15 protein-coding genes are annotated in these 20402 nt (G+C 53.1%); all 15 read left to right on the forward strand.

Annotation, left to right across the window (positions count from 1 at the left end):
* Window positions 1–195 precede the first annotated feature (195 nt).
* The 15 genes from ICC18_RS00590 (at window position 196) to ICC18_RS00660 (ending at window position 20311) form a co-directional block, all read left to right on the forward strand.
* Entirely contained in the window at window positions 196–1374 is a 1179-nt protein-coding gene (locus tag ICC18_RS00590) for an iron-containing alcohol dehydrogenase (RefSeq protein WP_312029460.1), read from the forward strand.
* Between the two features lie 65 nt (window positions 1375–1439).
* Complete coding sequence (locus tag ICC18_RS00595) at window positions 1440–2744, forward strand: four-carbon acid sugar kinase family protein (protein ID WP_188172446.1); 1305 nt, start codon at window positions 1440–1442, stop codon at window positions 2742–2744.
* Window positions 2741–3760 carry a 4-hydroxythreonine-4-phosphate dehydrogenase PdxA gene (gene pdxA / locus ICC18_RS00600; RefSeq protein WP_188172447.1) on the forward strand — a complete coding sequence of 340 codons (1020 nt, stop codon included), beginning with the start codon at window positions 2741–2743 and terminating at the stop codon, window positions 3758–3760. The genes ICC18_RS00595 and pdxA overlap by 4 nt, the downstream gene beginning before the upstream one ends.
* A gap of 61 nt (window positions 3761–3821) precedes the next feature.
* Complete coding sequence (gene dapA, locus ICC18_RS00605) at window positions 3822–4715, forward strand: 4-hydroxy-tetrahydrodipicolinate synthase (RefSeq protein WP_188173173.1); 894 nt, start codon at window positions 3822–3824, stop codon at window positions 4713–4715.
* A 19-nt stretch (window positions 4716–4734) separates the two neighbouring features.
* Window positions 4735–5652, forward strand: coding sequence for a dihydrodipicolinate synthase family protein (locus ICC18_RS00610; RefSeq protein ID WP_188172448.1), 918 nt, complete (start codon window positions 4735–4737; stop codon window positions 5650–5652).
* A 24-nt stretch (window positions 5653–5676) separates the two neighbouring features.
* Window positions 5677–6321: an SGNH/GDSL hydrolase family protein gene (locus ICC18_RS00615; RefSeq protein WP_188172449.1), complete on the forward strand. Its 645-nt coding sequence runs from the start codon at window positions 5677–5679 to the stop codon at window positions 6319–6321.
* A gap of 303 nt (window positions 6322–6624) precedes the next feature.
* Window positions 6625–7395, forward strand: coding sequence for an SDR family NAD(P)-dependent oxidoreductase (locus tag ICC18_RS00620; RefSeq protein WP_188172450.1), 771 nt, complete (start codon window positions 6625–6627; stop codon window positions 7393–7395).
* Between the two features lie 28 nt (window positions 7396–7423).
* Window positions 7424–8746, forward strand: a complete 1323-nt coding sequence (locus ICC18_RS00625; protein ID WP_188172451.1) for an alpha-L-fucosidase — start codon at window positions 7424–7426, stop codon at window positions 8744–8746.
* A complete protein-coding gene (locus ICC18_RS00630) occupies window positions 8743–11454 on the forward strand; it encodes a hypothetical protein (RefSeq protein WP_188172452.1) in 2712 nt (903 codons plus the stop codon). The genes ICC18_RS00625 and ICC18_RS00630 overlap by 4 nt, the downstream gene beginning before the upstream one ends.
* Before the next feature lie 16 nt (window positions 11455–11470).
* Entirely contained in the window at window positions 11471–13846 is a 2376-nt protein-coding gene (locus ICC18_RS00635) for a glycoside hydrolase family 95 protein (RefSeq protein ID WP_188172453.1), read from the forward strand.
* On the forward strand, window positions 13843–14823 hold the full coding sequence (locus tag ICC18_RS00640; RefSeq protein ID WP_223192231.1) for a sialidase family protein: 981 nt from the start codon (window positions 13843–13845) through the stop codon (window positions 14821–14823). Before ICC18_RS00635 ends, ICC18_RS00640 begins: the two co-directional genes overlap by 4 nt.
* Before the next feature lie 115 nt (window positions 14824–14938).
* A complete protein-coding gene (locus ICC18_RS00645; protein ID WP_188172454.1) occupies window positions 14939–17113 on the forward strand; it encodes an MGH1-like glycoside hydrolase domain-containing protein in 2175 nt (724 codons plus the stop codon).
* Window positions 17110–18177 (forward strand): sialidase family protein, encoded by a 1068-nt coding sequence (locus ICC18_RS00650; protein WP_188172455.1) that lies wholly within the window; start codon window positions 17110–17112, stop codon window positions 18175–18177. The genes ICC18_RS00645 and ICC18_RS00650 overlap by 4 nt, the downstream gene beginning before the upstream one ends.
* A gap of 121 nt (window positions 18178–18298) precedes the next feature.
* Window positions 18299–19189: an AraC family transcriptional regulator gene (locus ICC18_RS00655; RefSeq protein WP_188172456.1), complete on the forward strand. Its 891-nt coding sequence runs from the start codon at window positions 18299–18301 to the stop codon at window positions 19187–19189.
* Window positions 19190–19252: 63 nt separating this feature from the next.
* Window positions 19253–20311 (forward strand): dienelactone hydrolase family protein, encoded by a 1059-nt coding sequence (locus tag ICC18_RS00660; protein WP_223192232.1) that lies wholly within the window; start codon window positions 19253–19255, stop codon window positions 20309–20311.
* Window positions 20312–20402: the final 91 nt, after the last annotated feature.

Consider the following 20402-nt stretch of genomic DNA (forward strand, 5'->3'; position numbering starts at 1 on the left):
GATTGGCGATAAATATTTCCACTTAACGATATCTCATAATTCAGGTTACAATTATCCGCTTTCTTGCTGTGTGGGTGATTGTATCCGATATATAGGTCGATGCGATCTTAACATTCCCGCTGCATTGACATCGACTATATGCGGGCGTAGGATGAGGGGGAAATGAGGCGATATAGCTCGGAAGGAGGAGCTCGAGTGAAGGCCAATCACGGTTTCGTTCCATATAAGTTCCAGACAGCAGGCAGCATTATTGCCGGACAAAACGCAATATCCGAACTAGTTCCACGGATTAAGATGCACGGTGATTTCCGGCATGCGGTGATCGTAACGCAACCTTCGTTAAAAGCGATGGGGGTCATTGAGCGTATTGCCGATGAACTGAATCAGGCGGGAATATCCAGCAGATGTGTAACAGAGGTGAAACCGGAACCTACGGTCGATAATATTCGCGAAGTATACAGCAACATCTCCGCAGAACCTGTTGATTTGTTGATCGGAATCGGCGGGGGCAGCGTTCTCGACGCAACGAAATTATTTTCCGTCTTGCTGACCGATCCGGTGGACGTGATGAGTCTGATCGGTACCGATCTCGTGTTGAGGCCGGGAATTCCGACGGTGTTGGTTCCGACGACTTCAGGCACCGGTTCCGAAGTGACGCCGAACGCGATTGTGACCATTCCCGAACAGGAATTGAAAATCGGTATCATAAGCAGGCACTTGCTGCCAATGATGGTCATAATCGATCCTGTATTGACGGTAAGTCTGCCGCAGGCCATCACGGCCGCAACGGGAATGGATGCGTTTACTCATGCACTGGAGTCTTATATATCGAATAAGGCCAATCCGATCAGCGATATGTTCGCTCTCGAATCGATTCGTTTAATTGCCGGCAGTTTGTGTAGAGCATACCATACCGGATCCGATCTTGAAGCGAGAGAGAACATGCTGCTCGGATCAATGTATGGCGGTATGGCGCTTAGCAGCGCCGGAACAGCGGCCGTGCATGCGCTGGCCTATCCGCTTGGAGGAAAATTCAACATTACCCACGGCGTCGCCAATTCGATGCTGCTGCCGCACGTCATGGCCTATAATATGGACGCCATACATGATCGGCTCGGTCATGTCGCCCGCGCAATGGGGCTGCAAGATGGAATGGAGGGAGGGAATGCTTCCTCTGAAGCGGTTATCCGGCGGATTTTCGAGTGGACTGCGGAGATGCGCATCCCGCAAAATTTGCGAGCATTCGGCGTTACAGAAGGGGATGTGGATGATTTGGCGGTTGCGGCTTCCAAGGTCACAAGGCTTTTACATAACAATCCCAAGCCAATGGATTTGGCGGCGATCAAGTCCATTTACCGTAAACTGCTTCCCTGACCTATGGGAAAAGGAGAGACTTTGAGCTATCGCTCAAAGATCCCTATATATAGGAGGAAGTCTCTATGAAAGTTGCCGTCATTGCCGATGACTTTACGGGAGCGAGCGATACGGGCGTACAGTTTTCCAAACGCGGCCTGCAGGTATGCGTGCTGCTTCAAAGCATGACCGAGACGGGGGGCGGGACGGAAGGAGACGTGCTCGTTCTTGATACCGACAGCCGGTCTCTTGACGCCGGATCTGCCTATCTTCGAGCAGCGCAGGCTTCGCTGAAAGCTCAAGCTTTCGGAGCGGATCTCGTGCTGAAAAAAATCGACTCTACTTTGCGTGGGAATATTGGAGCCGAAATCGATGCCGTGTATGATACTTTTCGTCCCGACTTCGTCATCATCGCGCCGTCATTTCCTGAAATGGGCAGGCTCGTCCGGCAAGGCACGCTGTATGTTCATGGCATGCCCTTGCAGGATACCGAGTTCGCCCGCGATCCGAAAACGCCTGTAACCGGATCGTACATCCCCGATTTGCTGCGCAAGCAGACGAAGCGCCCTGTGGAAGTCATTCCATCCGCGCTCGTGGAGAAAGGGAGAAGCGGCCTGGAGCCGTTTCTGCGAAGCTGCATATCGCGGGGGAGCCGCTACTTCGTTGCCGATTCGGCCGATGATGGCGACCTGAGGCGTATGGTTTCCCTGATCGGGGTGATGCCTGATTCGGTCGTATGGGCCGGTTCGGCCGGTCTGGCTCGTCATTTGTCCGAGCAAGTCCCTGCCTCCCGTCAGCTCGAGCTACCGACAAACCGTAAAGCAGCAGGACCGGTTCTTGTCGTCATCGGCAGTGTCAGTTCAAGGTCACGCCGCCAATTGGACGTTCTTTTGAGCCATCCTCGGGTCCGGGGCATACGAGTTGAGGCTTTCCGCCTCATTTCCGGGCAGTTGGAAAGGGAGCGGGAGTTGATTCATGCAGTAGGGCAAGCCGAACTTGCTTTATGTGCGAATTTTCATACGGTGATTTATGCGTCCGGGGATCGGGAAGACATTCGGCTTGCGCAAGAAACCGGCAGGCGAAACGGACTGGATACGCAGCAAGTCAGTGATGAGGTAGCCCGGGCATTAGGTGAATCCGTATCCAGGCTGCTGCAACGCGCCGGGGTATGCGGCATTATTATGACCGGAGGCGATACCGCCAAACAAATATGCGCCGCTCTTCAAACGAACGAGTTCCGTTTGGTTGACGAGGTGGAAAGCGGCATACCGGCCGGGCTGCTCGTGATGGACAAACCGCTTCCGGCGGTTACCAAAGCGGGGGGATTCGGTTCCGATCATGCGCTGGTGAGCGCGCTGGAATTATTGAATAGAGGGATAGGGACGCGATGAAACCAATAATCGGAATCACGATGGGCGATGCCAGCGGCATCGGACCGGAAATTATTGTGAAAGCGCTGCATAACGTTCATGTTTACGAAACGTGCCGGCCGCTAGTGATCGGCGATCCTGTCATGCTGGAACGCGCGCTCCGCATCGTCGGCGGTTCGGCATCAATTCGCACCGTAGAGGAGCCCTTGGAAGGGCGTTACACGCACGGTAGTATCGATTGCCTGGATATGCGTCTGCTGCCGCAGGGCCTGCCTTTCGGACAAGTAAGCGCCGAAGCCGGGCATGCAGCTTACAAGTTCGTCGAGAAAGCGGTGGAGTTAGCGGCCAGCGGACAAATTGACGCTATTTGCACGGCACCGTTGAATAAGGAGGCTTTGCACAAAGGCGGCCATCTGTATCCGGGTCATACCGAAATATTGGCCGGGTTGACCCGCACTGAAGATTACTCCATGATGCTTTCAGCCCCGAAGCTGAAGGTCATCCATTTGACCACTCACCTCGGTCTTATACAGGCGATCGAGTCGATCGATCCGAATCGGACGTACAAGGTGATCATGCTGGCGCATGAGACGCTGCGGAGGGCAGGCAATGATCGTCCGCGAATTGCCGTCTGCGGCATCAATCCGCACGCGGGAGAGAACGGCTTATTCGGTAACGGCGAGGAAGAAGAGAAGTTGATTCCCGGCATTATGCGGGCAGTGGAAGAAGGCGTGGACGTTACCGGGCCTTATCCGGCAGATACGTTGTTTTACAGAGCGGTGCGCGGAGATTTCGATATGGTAGTGGCTTGTTATCACGATCAAGGTCATGTACCTATCAAAGTGATGGGCATTGAGGCCGGAGTCAATATTACGGTCGGCTTAAACGGAGGCATCGTCCGAACTTCGGTCGATCATGGGACGGCTTTTGACATTGCCGGTACCGGCTTGGCGGATGAACGAAGCATGCTTGAAGCGATCCGTTCCGCCGTCGAGCTTGCGCCCAGACAGAATGAGAACCGCAGGCAGCTTTATTGAAAATAAACCGCATCCCGATTTATTCGGAATAAGGTAAAGAAGGAGAGATCGTATGGAACGTATGCTGCAGCCTTCAGGCGTCATTCCCGCCATGGTTACGCCTTTCGACGCCGATCACCATATAGACGAAGCCGCTTTGCGGCGATTAACCCGCAGGCTTATCGAAGCGGACGTGCATGGCTTATTTTGTCTCGGTACGAATGGTGAATTTTTTTCCTTATCGTTCGAGGAGAAACTTCGGGTCGCCGAGATTGTTATCGAGGAAGCACATGGGCGGCTTCCGGTCTATGTAGGAGCAGGATGCGCAAGTACGAATGAATCCGTCCAACTGGCCGTACAATTGGAGCGGATGGGGGCCGATGCGTTATCCGTCATTACGCCGTATTTTTTGACGTATACGCAGCAGGAACTGGCCGATCATTTTCTTACAGTTGCGGACGCGACGGTGCTTCCCGTCCTTCTGTACAACATCCCGGCGAGGACCGGCAACTCCCTTCAGCCCCGGACGGTGAAGGAGCTGAGCACTGTGCCTAACATCGTCGGGATCAAAGACAGCAGCGGCAGTTTCGATACGATTTTGCAATATATAGAGTTCGCAGGTCAGGATTTTGCCGTGTTGGCGGGTACGGATTCTTTAATCTTGCCGACGCTGATGGCCGGCGGACATGGAGCCATTGCTGCAACGGCCAACGTATTTCCGGAGACCGTCAGGTCCATCTACGAATTATGGATGCAAGGGAAGCCGGAAGAAGCGGAATATTCACAGCGGAAGCTGCGTGCATTGCGCAGCTCGTTTTCGCTTGGGACGCTGCCGTCCGTGCTGAAGGAAGCCATGTGCATGATCGGGTTGCCTGCGGGGCAGCCTCGCCTGCCGGTACAACCGCTGAGCCCATTAGCCAAAGCGGAGCTTAGAAGCGTAATGGATCGTTATATGGAAGAAGGCGTCATCGCATGAACCGAAAGGAGCTGAGGTAATGTTTGTGAATATTCCGAAAGGGGTTTGGCCAACGATGGTGACGCCATTCACCGATGCCGGCGAAGTGGATTACGGAGCATTGGAGCATCTGATTGAGTGGTACATTAACCAAGGGGTACACGGCCTGTTTGCGGTATGCCAATCAAGCGAAATGTTTTATTTGACTTTGGAGGAGCGACTGCGCATTGCGCGGTTCGTCACGGGTCAAGCGGCAGGCCGGGTTCCGGTCATTGCTTCGGGCCATATCTCCGATTCGTTTGAGGAGCAGGCCGATGAGCTGCAGAGGGTGGCGGAGACTGGGGTTCAGGCGGTCGTGTTAGTCAGCAACCGGCTGGCCGGACCGGATGAATCCGATGAAATCTGGTTGGGCCGCGTCCTGCAGTTGATTGACCGTGTCCCGGATGTGCCGCTGGGCATTTACGAATGTCCTTATCCGTACAAAAAGCTCCTGTCCCCCCAATTGCTAAAGCAATGTGCGGATACGGGCAGGTTCGCTTTTCTCAAGGATACGTGCTGCGATTTGCGGCAAATTGCCGCGAAAATCGATGCAGTGAAAGGGACTCCGCTCCAAATATTCAATGCGAATTCAGCGACGCTGCTCGCATCGTTACGTTTGGGGGCGGCCGGCTTCAGCGGGGTGATGGCCAATTTTCATCCCGATATGTATGTGCGGCTGACCGAGCGCTGGCGCGAGGAACCGTCAACGGCGGAAACGATTCAGTCGTTCGTTGGGGCAGCGTCATTGGTGGAGCTGCAAATGTATCCCGTCAACGCAAAATATCATCTCCGCAGCAGGGGGTTGCCGGTTTCACTGCACTGCCGCTCCAAAGATGCCGGCGCTTTCAGGGATAATCATAAGCTTGAAGTAGAGCAGCTCGATGCTCTGTATCGGCTGGTCAAGCGGCAGCTTGCATAACAATTTAAACGAGGAGGCGTTATTGTGCCGTTTAAAGCTAAGGACAGAATTGTGTTTATCGGCGATAGCATCACCGACAAAGGAAGAAAGAAAGACCCCCTGAAGCTGGGATCGGGATATGTTCGCTTGATTCACGATTATCTCACGGCGGTTTACCCGCAGCTAGGGTTGAAAATCATCAATGAGGGCGTATCCGGCAACCGCGTCATCGATTTGGAGAAAAGATGGACGCTTGATGTGCTCGATCATCAGCCGCAGTGGGTATCGGTTTCCATCGGCATCAATGACGTATGGCGTCAACTGGATTCGCCGGATGCGGAACAAGTATACCCTGATAAGTTCGAAGCGGTATACAGCAAGCTGCTCGAGCAAACGAAACAAATCCCTGATTGCCGGGCGATCCTCATGCAGCCGACGGTCATCAAGGAGTATCCGAATGCGACGGGAAACCAGCTGCTGAGGCCATACGTGGACATCGTTAATCGGCTGGCGGAACAATACGATGCTGTCATAGTGCCCACACATCTGGCATTTGTCGATTTCATTCGGCTTGAAACGGGCCAGGATTTAACGACCGACGGCGTACATATGAATCCGTTAGGAGATATGCTGATGGCCACGACATGGTTGAAGGCCGTAGTAGGATCTACTATCGGGGCCAGGCATTGAAGGAGGCAGCCGACTCGGGCGGGACCGCGGAGAAGATGCGGGGGTTGGCGCGCCGGCGTGAGGCTGCAAAGATGTTTATCATCGTTAGAGGAGCGCTGACCGCGAGGTGGGGCGCCGCTAACGATGTTTTTCATTTTTACAGCCGAGGAAGGGGAGGATAGGCGCATGTGAAGCGCGTCGCCTATATATATGATAAATTCAGCCTATAATGGGTAGCCGGCTTTCTTGTAAACTGATCATGAACTCAATTCCGCACATACGGGAGAAAACACAAAGCACTCGACGTTTAAGGGGAGAATCGCATTGAGACTGGATCGCAAGGTAGCCGTTATTACCGGGGCGGCTTCCGGAATCGGAGAGGCTATCGCCAAGAGATTCGCCGAAGAAGGGGCTAGTGTCATGGTCAATGACATCTCGGAAGAGGGCGAACGGGTTGTCGAAGAGATCGGTAAAGCGGGCGGCAAAGCCGCATTTGTCCGTGCAGACATACGTATCGAAACGAACGTGATCGCGCTGATGGAAGCCGCTAAGCGGCATTTCGGAGGGCTTCATATTCTCGTCAACAATGCCGGGGTCAGCTGTCATACGAACGTCGTAACGGCTGACGATGAGGTTTGGGAACACGTGATGAATTTAAATTTGAAAAGCGCATGGTACTGCTGCAAGCATGCGATTCCGATCATGATGGAGCATGGGGGAGGCAGCATCATCAACATCGGTTCGACCCATGTTTTCCGTACGCAGAAAGGGCATTTCCCGTATCACTCTTCCAAAGCGGGCATGTTGGCTATGGCTCAAGGGATATGTGTCGACTTCTCAGGGCGGGGTATTCGCGCGAATACGATCAGTCCGGGGTATATCGAAACGCCGCTCGCCGAGAAATACTTGCAGTCGTATCCGAATCGGGAGCAAAAGCTGGGTGCCATGCTTGCGACGCATCCGGTCGGACGTTTCGGGAAGCCGTCCGACGTGGCGAATGCGGCGCTGTTTCTCGCTTCCGATGAAGCGGGATTCATCGCCGGTGCTAACCTTGTCGTGGACGGGGGCAGGTCTGTCCTGCAGATTTTCGATTAACAACAGTGAAGAACGAGGGGGAGAGCTAATGACATTCGAGGTGGAACGAACAAACGGAGACAGCGGATGGTTTACGCATGACCGGTTCGGCTTGTTTATCCATTGGGGGCTGTATTCGCTGGCGGCGAGACATGAATGGCTGCAGTCCCGGGAGAGATTGAGCGGAGAGAAATACCGCAGCAAATATTTTAATAAATTCGACCCCGATTTGTACGATCCGGATTTGTGGGCGCAGCTCGCTTCCGATGCGGGGATGAAATACGCGGTGGCGACGACTAAACACCATGAAGGATTTTGCTTATGGGACAGCAAGCTGACCGATTACAAAGCGCCGAACACGCCGGCCGGCCGGGATTTGATCAGACCGATGGCCGAGGCGTTCCGCAAACGGGGCATGAAAGTCGGCTTTTATCATTCGCTCATCGATTGGCATCACCCGCATTACACCATTGATACCAAGCACCCGTTGCGGTTCGATCCGGAAGCGGTCGCTGATAGCGCCAATAAGGATTTTTCTCTTTATCGCGAGTATTTGTATGGGCAAACGAAGGAATTGCTGACCGAATATGGCAAAGTGGACCTGTTGTTTTACGATTTTTCGTTTCCTGATGAAAACGGATTGCCCGGTAAAGGAAAGGACGATTGGGGCAGCGGGGAATTGATCAAACTCATCCGTTCGCTGCAGCCGGACGTTTTATTGAATGATCGTTTGCAAATCGGCGGCGATATTACGACCCCCGAGCAGTATATACCGACCAAGTGGGTTGAGATCGACGGTAAGCGCGTCGTCTGGGAGACGCCGAATACGTTCAGCGGTTCATGGGGGTATTACCGCGACGAGGAATCATGGAAAAGCGTAGATATGCTGGTCAAAATGCTGATTGATGTCGTCAGCAAGGGGGGCAATTTGCTTCTGAACGTTGGTCCGACCGGACGAGGCGAATTTGACGAAAGCTCTATCGATCGTTTAAAAGGAATCGGCGATTGGATGAAGCGCCACAGCCGGTCGATTTATGGGTGTACACAGGCTCCGGAATCGGTCGAGTGTCCGCAAGATTGCCGTCTGACGTACAACCCGGAGACAAACCGTTTGTATGTGCATGTATATAGTTGGCCGTTTAAAAGTATCCACCTGCATGGTATGGCAGGCCAAGTGGAATATGCGCAGCTGCTGAACGATGCATCCGAAATCCGGTTTAAGCAGGGTTATGTGGAAAGCGGTATCGACAATGGGGCTTATAAAGAAGGAAGAGACGAGAGCACGCTGGTCTTGTCGCTCCCTGTGAAGAGGCCGGACGTTGCGGTGCCGGTCATCGAGTTGTTTTTGAAGGGGGGGCCTATGCTGCGATGAAAGCCATTACGCTCGGCTACGACCGCAACCCCGCACCACGGGTGGAATACGGCATTCGGCTGCTAAAAGAAGCGCTCCAGGACTGCGGTTATACCGTGCTTGAGGCAGAAGCGCCATGGACGTGGGACAACTACCGTTCGGTGCCGGGATTGAAAATATATGCTGGAAACCGCCTCGAATCGGAATTGTTACAGCAATTGGAACAGCGTGACGTCCTTTTGTACCATACGGAAGCTCCGGAGGGGGAGGGATTTTATATGGCCTCCTGCCCGGGAAGCTTAACGGCGGTTTCCGGGGGGAGCGATTCAGGCGTATTGTACGGCTGCCTGGAGCTTGCGCATCGAGTCCGTGCCGCTCGGAAGCTGCCAAGTGACATCGCTTATGGGGATGCGCCGCGCTTTTCATTGCGGGGACCGGCGATCGGACTCCAAAAAACGACGGTTGAACCGCCTCGCCAGACTTATGAGTATCCGATTACGCCGGGCCGTTTTCCGTGGTTTTACGATCGGGCCTTGTGGCGGGATTTCCTCGACATGATGGTGGAGCAGCGGTGCAATGTCGTCTACTTGTGGTCCGGCCATCCTTTCTCTTCCCTGGTCAAGCTTGAAGATTACCCGGAAGCGCTGGAGGTCACGCAAGAAGAGTTAGCCCTGAATGCGGAGACGTTCCGATGGCTCACGGAAGAAGCCGACCGCCGTGGGATATGGGTCGTATTGAAGTTTTACAACATTCATATCCCGCTGCCTTTTGCCGAGAAGCACGGTCTGAAGCTGCATCAGCCGAAGCCGCTGCCAATAACGAGCGATTACTATAAGAAATCGATCGCCGCTTTCGTCAAATCGTTCCCGAACGCGGGGATGATGGTGTGTCTCGGCGAAGCGCTGCAGGGACAAATTTACGGCGTGGAATGGTTTAACGAAACGATTATTGCAGGCCTCTTGGAAGGGCTGCAGGATTCGAACGTGAAGGAAAAGCCGCCGATTATTCTGCGTTCGCATGCCATCGAGCCGCAAAAGGTTATCGAGGCTGCGCTGCCGCTGTACCCGAACTTGTACACGGAGGCCAAATACAACGGAGAATCTTTAACGACGTACACGCCCCGGGGCAAATGGCAGGAGACGCATAACCGTCTCGGTTCCTTGCAGACGATTCATATCGTGAATGTGCATATATTGGCCAATCTGGAGCCTTTCCGTTACGGTGCTCCTTCGTTTATTCAAAAGTGCATGCAGGCGGCCAAATACAGGCTGAAGGCAAGCGGACTCCATTTGTATCCGCTGTTTTTCTGGGATTGGCCGTATGCGCCGGACCGTGCGGAACCGCGTCTTCGGCAGCTGGATCGCGATTGGATTTGGTTCGCGGCCTGGTTCCGGTATGCGTGGAATCCGGATCGCGATCCGGAAGCCGAGCGGCACTACTGGGCCGAAACGCTTGGCGAACGTTTCGGCGGCAGGGAGGCCGGCGAAGCGATACTGGACGCTTACGAAGCCTCGGGTGAATGCGCGCCCAAATTGCTGCGCAGATTCGGCATTACAGAGGGCAATCGTCAAACGATGAGCCTCGGGATGACGATGAGCCAGCTCACCAATCCCGAACGGCATATGCCGTGGCCGGATTTGTGGGAATCCCAGTCGCCGCAGGGCGAACGGCTGGAGGAATATGTCGTCAAGGAGTTGGTCGGCGAACCTCACGTCGGAGAGACGCCGACGGATATTATCGCCGATGCTCAAAGACATGCGGATGAAGCGGTGGAGGCGATCGAGCGCGCGCGCACGCTTGTAACCCGCAATCGGGACGATTTCGAGCGGCTTGCCGGCGATATGGCCGCAATCCGCCATATGGTGCAGGCTTACGCGCATAAAGTCCGGGCGGCGATCCTCATTTTAACCTATAAGCATTCGGTCAAAGGGGAATATTTTCACCGGCTCGATTTGCTGGAAGAGGCTGATGCGCAGCTGGAGCAAAGCTTGGCCGGTTATCGGGAGCTGACGGCGCTTACGGAAAAAACGTATATGTTCGCGAACAGTATGCAGACGCCGCAGCGGAAGGTGCCGATTCGGGGAGGTCTCGACTTCAGGCATTGGACCGATTGTTTACCGGTTTACGAAGCGGAGCTGAACAGCTTCCGTTCGCATCTGAACGAGCTGAAGTCAGGCACGCTGCCCGAAGCTTTGAAGAATGCCAAAGCGCCGATCGTTCCTTACCGGGAGGCGCCGTTTAAGTTGTTGTCTGCGAATGCGGAAGTGTACCGTGTAGAGAAAGGGATGGAAGTGTTCACGGATGGCGACATTCACATCGTCGGCTGTGCGGAGGAATTAAACGGGTTGACCGGCATCCGTTTCAGTCAAAGGCAGGCTGGCCTGAACGGCTTAGCGGTCGATATCGAGCTGCAGCAGCCGTCCAAAGTGCTCATCGGCTATTTCAACTCGAAGGATGAGCAGTGGCTGCAAGTCCCAAGCCTGGAGGAAAACACGCATGCCGATGACCGGGGCGGTTATGCGCCGGTATTGCGCAAAGGGCTTCGGCTGTATGCCTACCCATCGGTGAATATCCACGCGTTTCAATATGAAACGGGACGGCATACGCTGGATTTCGGCAAAGGGGCGTATCTGATATTGGGCGTCATCCCAGCCGATCAGGATGTGCGGCCACGTGATGTTGAACATAAAAACGACGGCATCGACACCTTGGATTGGTTGTACGAGTGAAACTGGAGGGAACAGGATGTCCGATAAAAGGATGACACTGTGGTATGCGCAACCGGCCAGGTCCTGGTTCGAAGCGCTCCCCGTCGGCAACGGCCGTTTCGGCGGGATGGTATATGGCGGCATGGACCGGGAACGCATTCAATTGAACGAGGATACGCTTTGGTCGGGAGAACCGCGGGAAACGGTCAACGCTGAAGCGGCAAATCATTTGGATCATGTGCGCGAGCTGATCTTTTCGGGCAAGTACGCCGAGGCGGAGGAGATCATCGAACGGCATATGGAAGGGCAAGAGATCGAATCGTTCTTGCCGCTTGGGGATTTGGAGCTCATTTTCGATGAGGCAGGCGGCGGCTCGGACTATCGCAGGGAACTGGACCTGGAAGAAGGGATTGCACGCATGCAGTATCGGCTAAATGATGCTGCCTATACGCGGGAGCTGTTCGTATCGGCCGCCTATCAAGTCATGGCAGTCCGCTTGCATAGCGAGCGTAACATCGGTGTGACCGCCGTATTGCATAGTCCGCTGCAATTTCAAGTCAACAAAACGTCATGGAATCAGGTGACGCTATCCGGACGCTGCCCGGTTCATATCATGCCCAATACGGTCAAATCACACGATCCCGTTCAATATGCCGAAGGGGAAGGAATCGGTTTTAACCTTCAACTACTCGCGATCACAGATAAGGGCAGAGTGGAAGTCAGCGGTGGACGCATACGTGTCAGCGGGACGGGAACAATCACTTTCCTACTGGCCGCCGCAACCAGCTACAATGGCTTCGACCAGGATCCGGCCGTATCCGGCAAGCTGCCGGGCGAGCTCTGCGAAGAAAGGCTGGCGAATGCAGCTGCGATCGGATACGACCGATTGAAGGAGCAGCATTTACGCGATCACGCCTCACTCTTCGGCAGGGTTTCCCTCGATCTTGGAGGTCCGGATTATGAAGGCATACCGACGGATGCCCGCATTCAAGCGGTGAAGAACGGCGCCGAGGATCCCGGTCTTGCCGCCCTATTTTTCCAGTATGGACGATACTTGCTGCTCTCCAGCTCCCGTCCCGGCACACAGCCGGCGAATCTGCAAGGTATCTGGAACGACAAAATCCGGCCGCCGTGGTGCAGCAGCTGGACGACAAACATCAATGTGGAAATGAACTATTGGCCGGCGGAAGTGGGGAATCTTGCGGAATGCCACTTGCCGCTGTTTGACCTGGTCGAAGACCTGCGGAGCACCGGCCGTAAGGCGGCCAGCGTCCATTACCGATGCAGAGGGTGGACGGCTCATCACAACATCGATCTATGGAGAACTGCGACGCCTGTCGGCGGATCGCCGAGTTGGGCGTTTTGGCCGATGGCCGGAGCCTGGTTGTGCCAGCACTTGTGGGAGCATTACGATTTCAGCCAAAACGAGCAATTTCTCAGAAAGGCGTACCCTGCGATGAAAGAAGCGGCACTGTTTGCTCTGGACTGGCTCGTTGAAGCAAAGGACGGCAGCTTGGTTACTTGCCCGTCCACGTCGCCGGAAAATTTCTTTATCGCCCCTGACGGGCAAAAAAGCAGCGTCACGCAAGGGACGACGATGGATTTGGCGCTCATCAGGGACTTGTTTGACCACTGTTTGGAGACAGGCAACATTTTATCGGACACGGACCGTGCGTTCATGGGGCAATTGGAGCAAGCGTTATCGCAGCTGCCGCCGTTTCGCATCGGAAAATACGGTCAGCTTCAAGAATGGGATGAAGACTACGAGGAATTCGAACCGGGACACCGTCATATCGCGCATTTAGTCGCACTTCATCCGCTGGACCAAATTACGCGTCATGACGAACCCGAACTTGCCGCTGCCTGCAGGAGAACGCTCGAACGCCGCATGGAACACGGCGGAGCGCATACAGGCTGGAGCTGCGCCTGGATGATCAACTTCTGGGCACGGCTCGGAGCGCCGGAGGAAGCGAACCGCTTCCTGAATGAATTGCTTGCCGGTTTGCACCCGAACATGATGAATGCGCATCGGCATCCGAAAGTGAAGATGGATATTTTCCAAATTGACGGCAATTTCGGAGGTGTTTCGGGAATTGCCGAAATGCTGCTGCAAAGCCATGGCGGCGTTATCCAGCTTCTCCCCGCTTTGCCGCAGGCATGGAAGGGCGGCAGCGTGAAAGGGCTGCGCGCGCGCGGAGCCTTCGAAGTCGACATCGAATGGGAGGGCGGCAAGCTGCTGCGCGCCCGCATCACATCGATGGCCGGTAAGGAACTCCGCTTGCTTACGGCGGAGCCGGTGCAAGTGCTTCAGGACGGATGCGGCATCCGAATGGAGAAGAATGAACCGAACGCCATTACGTTAGGAACGAAAGCGGGACAATGCTATGAAATTGTCCCAAGGAGCGATATATGATGAGATATGCAAATCAAATTAAGGAATTTATTTTTGAAGAGGACAGACCTTTTCCGAGCTGTCACGCCTCCACGCTTGAGCTGCTGCCTGGCGGGGATATCATCGCAGCATGGTTCGGCGGCACGAAGGAGAAAGCCGGAGACGTTGCGATCTGGATGTCGCGCAGGGTGGGTGGCGGGTGGACATCACCAGTGAAAGCAGCCGACCAGGAGGACATTCCCCATTGGAATCCCGTCCTGTTTCGCAGGGGGGATGGCATTCTTTTTCTATATTATAAAGTCGGTGTTTCCATTGCCGAATGGGTAACGATGGTTATGCGTTCTACGGACAACGGGTTCACATGGACGCCACCGGTTCCTTTGGTTGAAGGCGACCGAGGAGGCAGAGGTCCTGTAAAAAACAAGCCAATCGTGCTGCACGACGGAACCATTGTCGCCCCTGCGTCGCTCGAACCGGCTTGGGATGCGTTCGTCGACCTTTCGTTCGACGGAGGCGAAACGTGGACCCGCAGCGAAACTGTCCCGCTGGATCGCACCGCATTGACGGGAAAAGGCATCATTCAGCCTACCTTATGGGAGTCCGAGCCGGGAATCGTGCATATGCTCGCTCGCAGCACCGAAGGCGCGATCTACCGCAGCGATTCGGCGGATGGCGGAAGAACGTGGTGCCAAGCTTATCCGACCGAGCTGCCCAACAATAACAGCGGAATCGACTTGGCGAAGCTGGAGAACGGCGTACTGGCGCTCGTTTATAATCCGACTCGTCCGGAAACCGGGAAGAAGAAGGGGCCGAGAACGCCTCTTGTCATGCGCCTTTCCAGGGACAATGGCCTAACTTGGGACAGCGAGCTGCTGCTGGATGAAGGGGACAAACAGTATTCGTATCCGGCCATCATCGCGAGCGGCTTAGACCTGTATATGACCTACACGTGGAAAAGGGAACGCATTGCCTTCCAGCATATTTTGCTGAGCGATTGAGCAGGATTGACCTATATTTTAGTAAAAAAAGACCACGAATCTCTCATGATAGTGTTATATAATGACATAAAGATGAGAGTTGCATCCAATACAAAATTTGGAAGGGGGCGAATTCATGCTGACTGCCAATCGATTGGACGAACAACTGCATGCGGGAAGGAAAACGCTTCGAACGCACCCCGGCGCTCTGCTGCTCGGTTCGACAGGAGCAAGGTTGTGGGCGGATTATTTGGATCCTGTGCCCGGATTTTCCGGAAGATTCGATTTTATTCACAAAGTTAATTTACCCTTACTGTTCAAGATAGATAATAATTTGACGGAAAGCTTCGAACCGTGTCGAACCGAATGGTATCCGAGCCACTTGCGCATGGAATATACGGATCATCGGCTTTCATTGACGGAACGGAAATTCATTGCCTGGAACGATTGTGCGGTTTCATGTCAAACCTGGACCAACCGCAGCAATGAAGAACTTGTGTTGCGATTAAACACGTATATTGAAACGTTTCAAGAGCGCAACGGAAATCATTTGCAAGGCCTTTTTCACATCGAGCATTACAGCTTCGATATTGCGGGAGCAATTGCCGTTAGCGATCCGGCACTTTTCGAGGAATTGCGATTGCAACCGGGGCAATCCGGTACGTTCATCGTGTCGGCCGCATTCGGCATATCCGGCCAGGACGACATCGGTATGCTGCATGAGCGGGCGGCCGATTACGCCGAGCGCGGATGGACAGCGGATCAGATCATCGACAAACAGAGCGAGGAATATCAGGAATGGTTTGATCACGCTCCCGTATTTACCAGTAGCGACCCGCTGCTCAACAAGACTTGGATCTATCGCTGGTTTTTGCTTCGGCACAACTTGGCCGATCCGCAGTACGGTCATTTGGCCTATCCGTTGTTTTATGAAGGAAGATCCCATAAGAAAAGCAAGGAGCCCTTCAGCAAAGGGGGCTGGGAGTTCAGCAAGCTCATCAATTTGTCCGTGCCTCTTCATATTATGGATGCCAGATGGTACCACGATCCGTTATACGGCGAAGGTCCGCTTCGCAATATGGCGGCGTCTCCGGGGGAAGGCGGGCAATTCTGCTGCCTGACGGTCGACACGGTGATGCATGCGTTCGCCAACTTTTCCTGTTGGGCCGCTTACCAACTGTATCTGGTGCACCGCAACCGGGATATGGTGGCCGAACTGCTTCCTTCGTTCAAAACACAAATCGCAGAATGTAATCGCATACATGGGAGCGAAAAAGATCATCTGATGATCGAATACAAGCATACGCGCACGGGAAAAGAATACCAGCCGAGTTATTGGTATTTTCATAACTTCCCTAAAAACCCGAAGGATAAAGAAACGTATACGCATCTGAAAAGGGTGGATCGCACCGTGTATCATTATTTGAATACGCTGGCTGTTGCCAACATGTGCGAAGTCGCCGGCGATTCGGAAGCGGATGTGTACCACCGGATGGCCAAGCGTATCAAAAGGGACATTCTCGAGAAAATGTGGGATGAGGAGACTGAATTTTTTTACGATCTCCATTATCAGACCGACGAGAAAGCGTTCGTTAAAAATATAGTCGGCTTCTATCCGGGCTGGGCGCAAATTATTGACGAACAATATAACGGGATGATCGGGCATTTGTTCAATGAACGCGAGTTTCGTACGAAGTGTCCGTTTCCGTCCGTCTCCGCCGATTGCCCTGCCTATTCGAAAGAAGGGGGCTGGATGGGCCATTACGTGAAAGGACGCAACGGCTGTGTGTGGGATGGCCCAACCTGGCCATATACGAACTCGATCGCGCTCGACGCGCTCGCTAAGGAGAGTAAGCGCAGCGATCATCAATACGACTCGTTTTTTGCCTATGCATTACGTGAATATTCATTCCTGCATTTCATGAAAAGAGACCTTAGCCAGCCCGGACTAGTCGAGCATTACAATAGCGCAACGGGCGAACCTTTAAGTGATGAGCAGGAATACAATCATTCGTTCTATATCGATCTGGTGATTACGCATGTGGCCGGTCTCAGCATTGAATCGGATCGAATCGTGCTGGACCCGCTTGATACAGGATTGGATTACTTTTGTTTGGAGCGTGTGAAGGCGGCCGGTTCGGAATTCCGGATTACGTATAGAAATCCGAATGTGCTGCCGGATCTGCAGGATCTTGAAGAAGGCTATCGTCTGTATGTGGACGGTGAACTTGTTTTCTCGAACGATACGCTTTGCCGAATAGAGCTTCCCTTGCGGGAACTAGCAAATAAGAAGGGTGCGATCCTATCATGAATAGATTTAATGGTGTCGTCTCCCGGGTCGGAACGGATACGCAGATTCAGGAGGCTTACCTTCCAGCTTATCATCCGAATGACAATCATGCGGCCAATTTGCTGGAGTTAGACAATGGAGATTTGCTGTGCGTTTGGTTTTCCGGCAGCGGGGAGGGGAATCCCGATACGAACGTCGTCATGTCGAGATTACCGGCCGGGGCGAGCCAATGGTCGTCTCCGGTCAAACTATCCGACGACCTTGAGAGGTCCGAGCAAAATCCTGTCCTGTTCCAAGCGCCAAACGGAAACCTTTGGCTCTTCCATACGTCGAACGAACCCCACAATCAGAAAACGTCCAGGATCGTTTATCGAATATCGGAAGATCGCGGGGTTACGTGGCGTGCCGCAGAGGTTTTGTCTGACGGACCGGGAATCTTTTTGCGGCATCCTCCTCTTGTGCTGAAGAACGGCGACTGGCTGCTGCCGGCCTATTATTGCAGACTTGAAGGTCATTTCAGTGTAGTTTTGATCAGCCCGGATCGGGGTGAGACGTGGAAGGAATATGAAGTGCCCGGCAGCATTCACCGGGTTCAGATGAACGTTGTGGAATTGGACGACGGTACGCTCTTTGCGATGTTCCGCAGCCGTCAGGCGGACCGGATTTATACGAGCGTTTCCCAAGACCATGGTAAGACCTGGTCGGTTCCTGCCAAGAGCGATCTGCCGAACAACAATTCTTCCACTCAGCTCGTCAAGCTACAGAATGGCCACCTTGCTTTGATCTATAACAATTCTACGATGGAGCGCGATCAGTTCCGGTGGGTCCAAAGAAAAGGGGAATTCCGTAAAAAACCGCTGCGTACGCCGCTTACCGTCTCCATTTCGGAAGACGAAGGAAAAACATGGCCGTATTTCAGAAATGTCCAGATGGCGGATCTGGAGTATAAGGATACCGAAGTCGGTTACTCCTATCCTTCGATCATTACGACTCGCGACGGCAGCATTCATCTTGCTTTTTCATATTTGCGTAAAGGAATCAAATACGTTCGTTTGCCGGTACAATGGCTAAGAGAGGGACAATAGCCACTTTGTTATGATGAAGCAGGGGACGCGCATTTGCGGGTTCCCGCTTTCCCCGATTTGCTTCAGATTCATGTACATGAATACGCCAGATCACAAATACTTGTTCAAGAGGGTGACGGTTATGAATGGGAGAATCGATCATTTAAGCGGCGATAAGTTCTTTGAAGACGATATGGATATTTTCTTGAATCGTGAATTGGAATCGTTTACAACGCTGCAGCACACCCACGATTTCGTTGAAATCAGTTTCGTTGGAGAAGGCTGCGGCTACCACTACATAGAAGATCAGGTTATATCCGTTAAACAGGGGGATTTGTTCGTCATACCGATCGGTACCTCACACGTATTTCGGCCATCCTCTCCGAAGCAGGATAAAATGCTAGTCATTTATAATTGCATTTTCCGTCTTGAACTGCTCGAAAAATGGAAGTATCTTCTACAGCAAGATTCCGTAACCTATCATACCATTCATGATCCAAGCAAGTGCTCAGAGCGATGGTTGCACTTCCAGGATAAGCACGACACCTTCTCATTGATCGTTCAGAACATGTACAGAGAATATTTAAAAAAAAGCACAGGGTTCGAGACGGTTCTAACCGCTCTTCTGATCCAGATGCTGGTAATGCTTCAGCGGTTTGAGATGATTAATGAAACGGAGACCGCATCGTTTCGGATGTTCGATGAAGTCGTTCATTTCATCAAATCCCGTTATACGCATAACCTTACGGTTCAGGATGTGGCGGATTACTTTTTTTTGAGTGCCAGCCATTTTCAACGTTTATTTAAAAAATCGACCGGCTTGTCATTTACGCAATATTTGCAAAACATACGCATCCAAAAATGCTGTGAGCTGTTGAAGTCTACCGATATCCCGATCTATCAGATCGCCAATCAGGTGGGTTATCAGGATATGAAGTTTTTCCATGCCCTTTTCCGTAAAAAAACAGGGGTAACGCCAAGGCAATATCGTCAAAACTTCCAGGAGCTCGACGAAACAGAAATTTCTTGTTAATTTATGGAGCTGGCCATCGATATGGAGCAGCTTTTTTTGTTATGCGGAAGAAAATGAAGGGGGATGGAGCGTTTGTGGTGTCCGGATCCGTATTTGGAACATGTGTATAGAAACGCGAGCGAAGAAGCGGGACTTTCACCGAAGCGAGCATGGAACGAGCGAAAAGCCGAATTGCGCCAGAAGCTAATCGAAACATTGGGAAATTTCAATTTCAATCCTGCATCGGCAGACCTGAATCCGATTGTGCTGGAACGACAGGATATGGGAGATTATACGCTGGAACGGGTCGTCTACCAGACCGATGCCCATCTCCAGATGCCCGCGTACGTGCTGATTCCGCACCGGCTCGATGGAAAAGCGCCGGCGGTGCTTGCATGGCACGGACACGGATACGGCAGCAGGGAGATCGTCGGATTGCGACCGGATGGAACCGCCGATGAGGGCGAGCCGGGCATCCATCAGCATTACGCCTTGCAGCTTGTGCGAAGGGGCATGGTCGTTATCGCCCCCGAAATTATCGGTTTCGGCGATCGCAGGCTTTCGGCCGATTCGGGCAAGGATCCGAGGAAGAACAGCTCCTGCTTCGCTCTCGCCTCGCGTCTGCTCATGTACGGCAAAACGCTGGCAGGCCTCCGGATTCAAGAAGCTATCCGTTCGCTCGATTATTTGCTGACCAGGGATGAAGTGGATCCCGAACGGATCGGCGCTATCGGATTTTCCGGCGGCGGTTTGATTGCCTCGCTCTCTTCCACGTTGGATGAACGCATCAAGGCCGTCGTCGTTTGCGCGTTCACGAGCACTTTTAGAGGCAGTTTATTATCGATGAACCACTGCATTGACAATTATATGCCGGCGATTCTTCCTTACGCAGATCTTCCGGAATTAATCGGATTGATTGCGCCGAGAGCGCTGTTTGTAGAATCGGGAATGGAAGACCCGCTTTTTCCGGTTGACTCCGTCAGAGAAGCTGCCGCTGTTTTGCAAGAGATTTATGAGGCGGAGGGGGTCAAGGGCAGATTTGAAGTCGATTTATTTCCCGGGAAACATGAAGTGTCCGGTCGCAAGTCATTCGACTGGTTAGAGCGGCAATTGGAAGAACTGAAAGCAGGATTCCCCCTATAACTAAGCAATCATCACCTATAATGCGTTCAAATGAGGGGTGTATAATAAAAGAACAAGAGCATTGAAACCGTTATCAATCGAGTATTGATGT

Origin of the sequence: Paenibacillus sedimenti, assembly GCF_014534655.1 — a bacterium.
Classification (GTDB): domain Bacteria; phylum Bacillota; class Bacilli; order Paenibacillales; family NBRC-103111; genus Paenibacillus_E; species Paenibacillus_E sedimenti.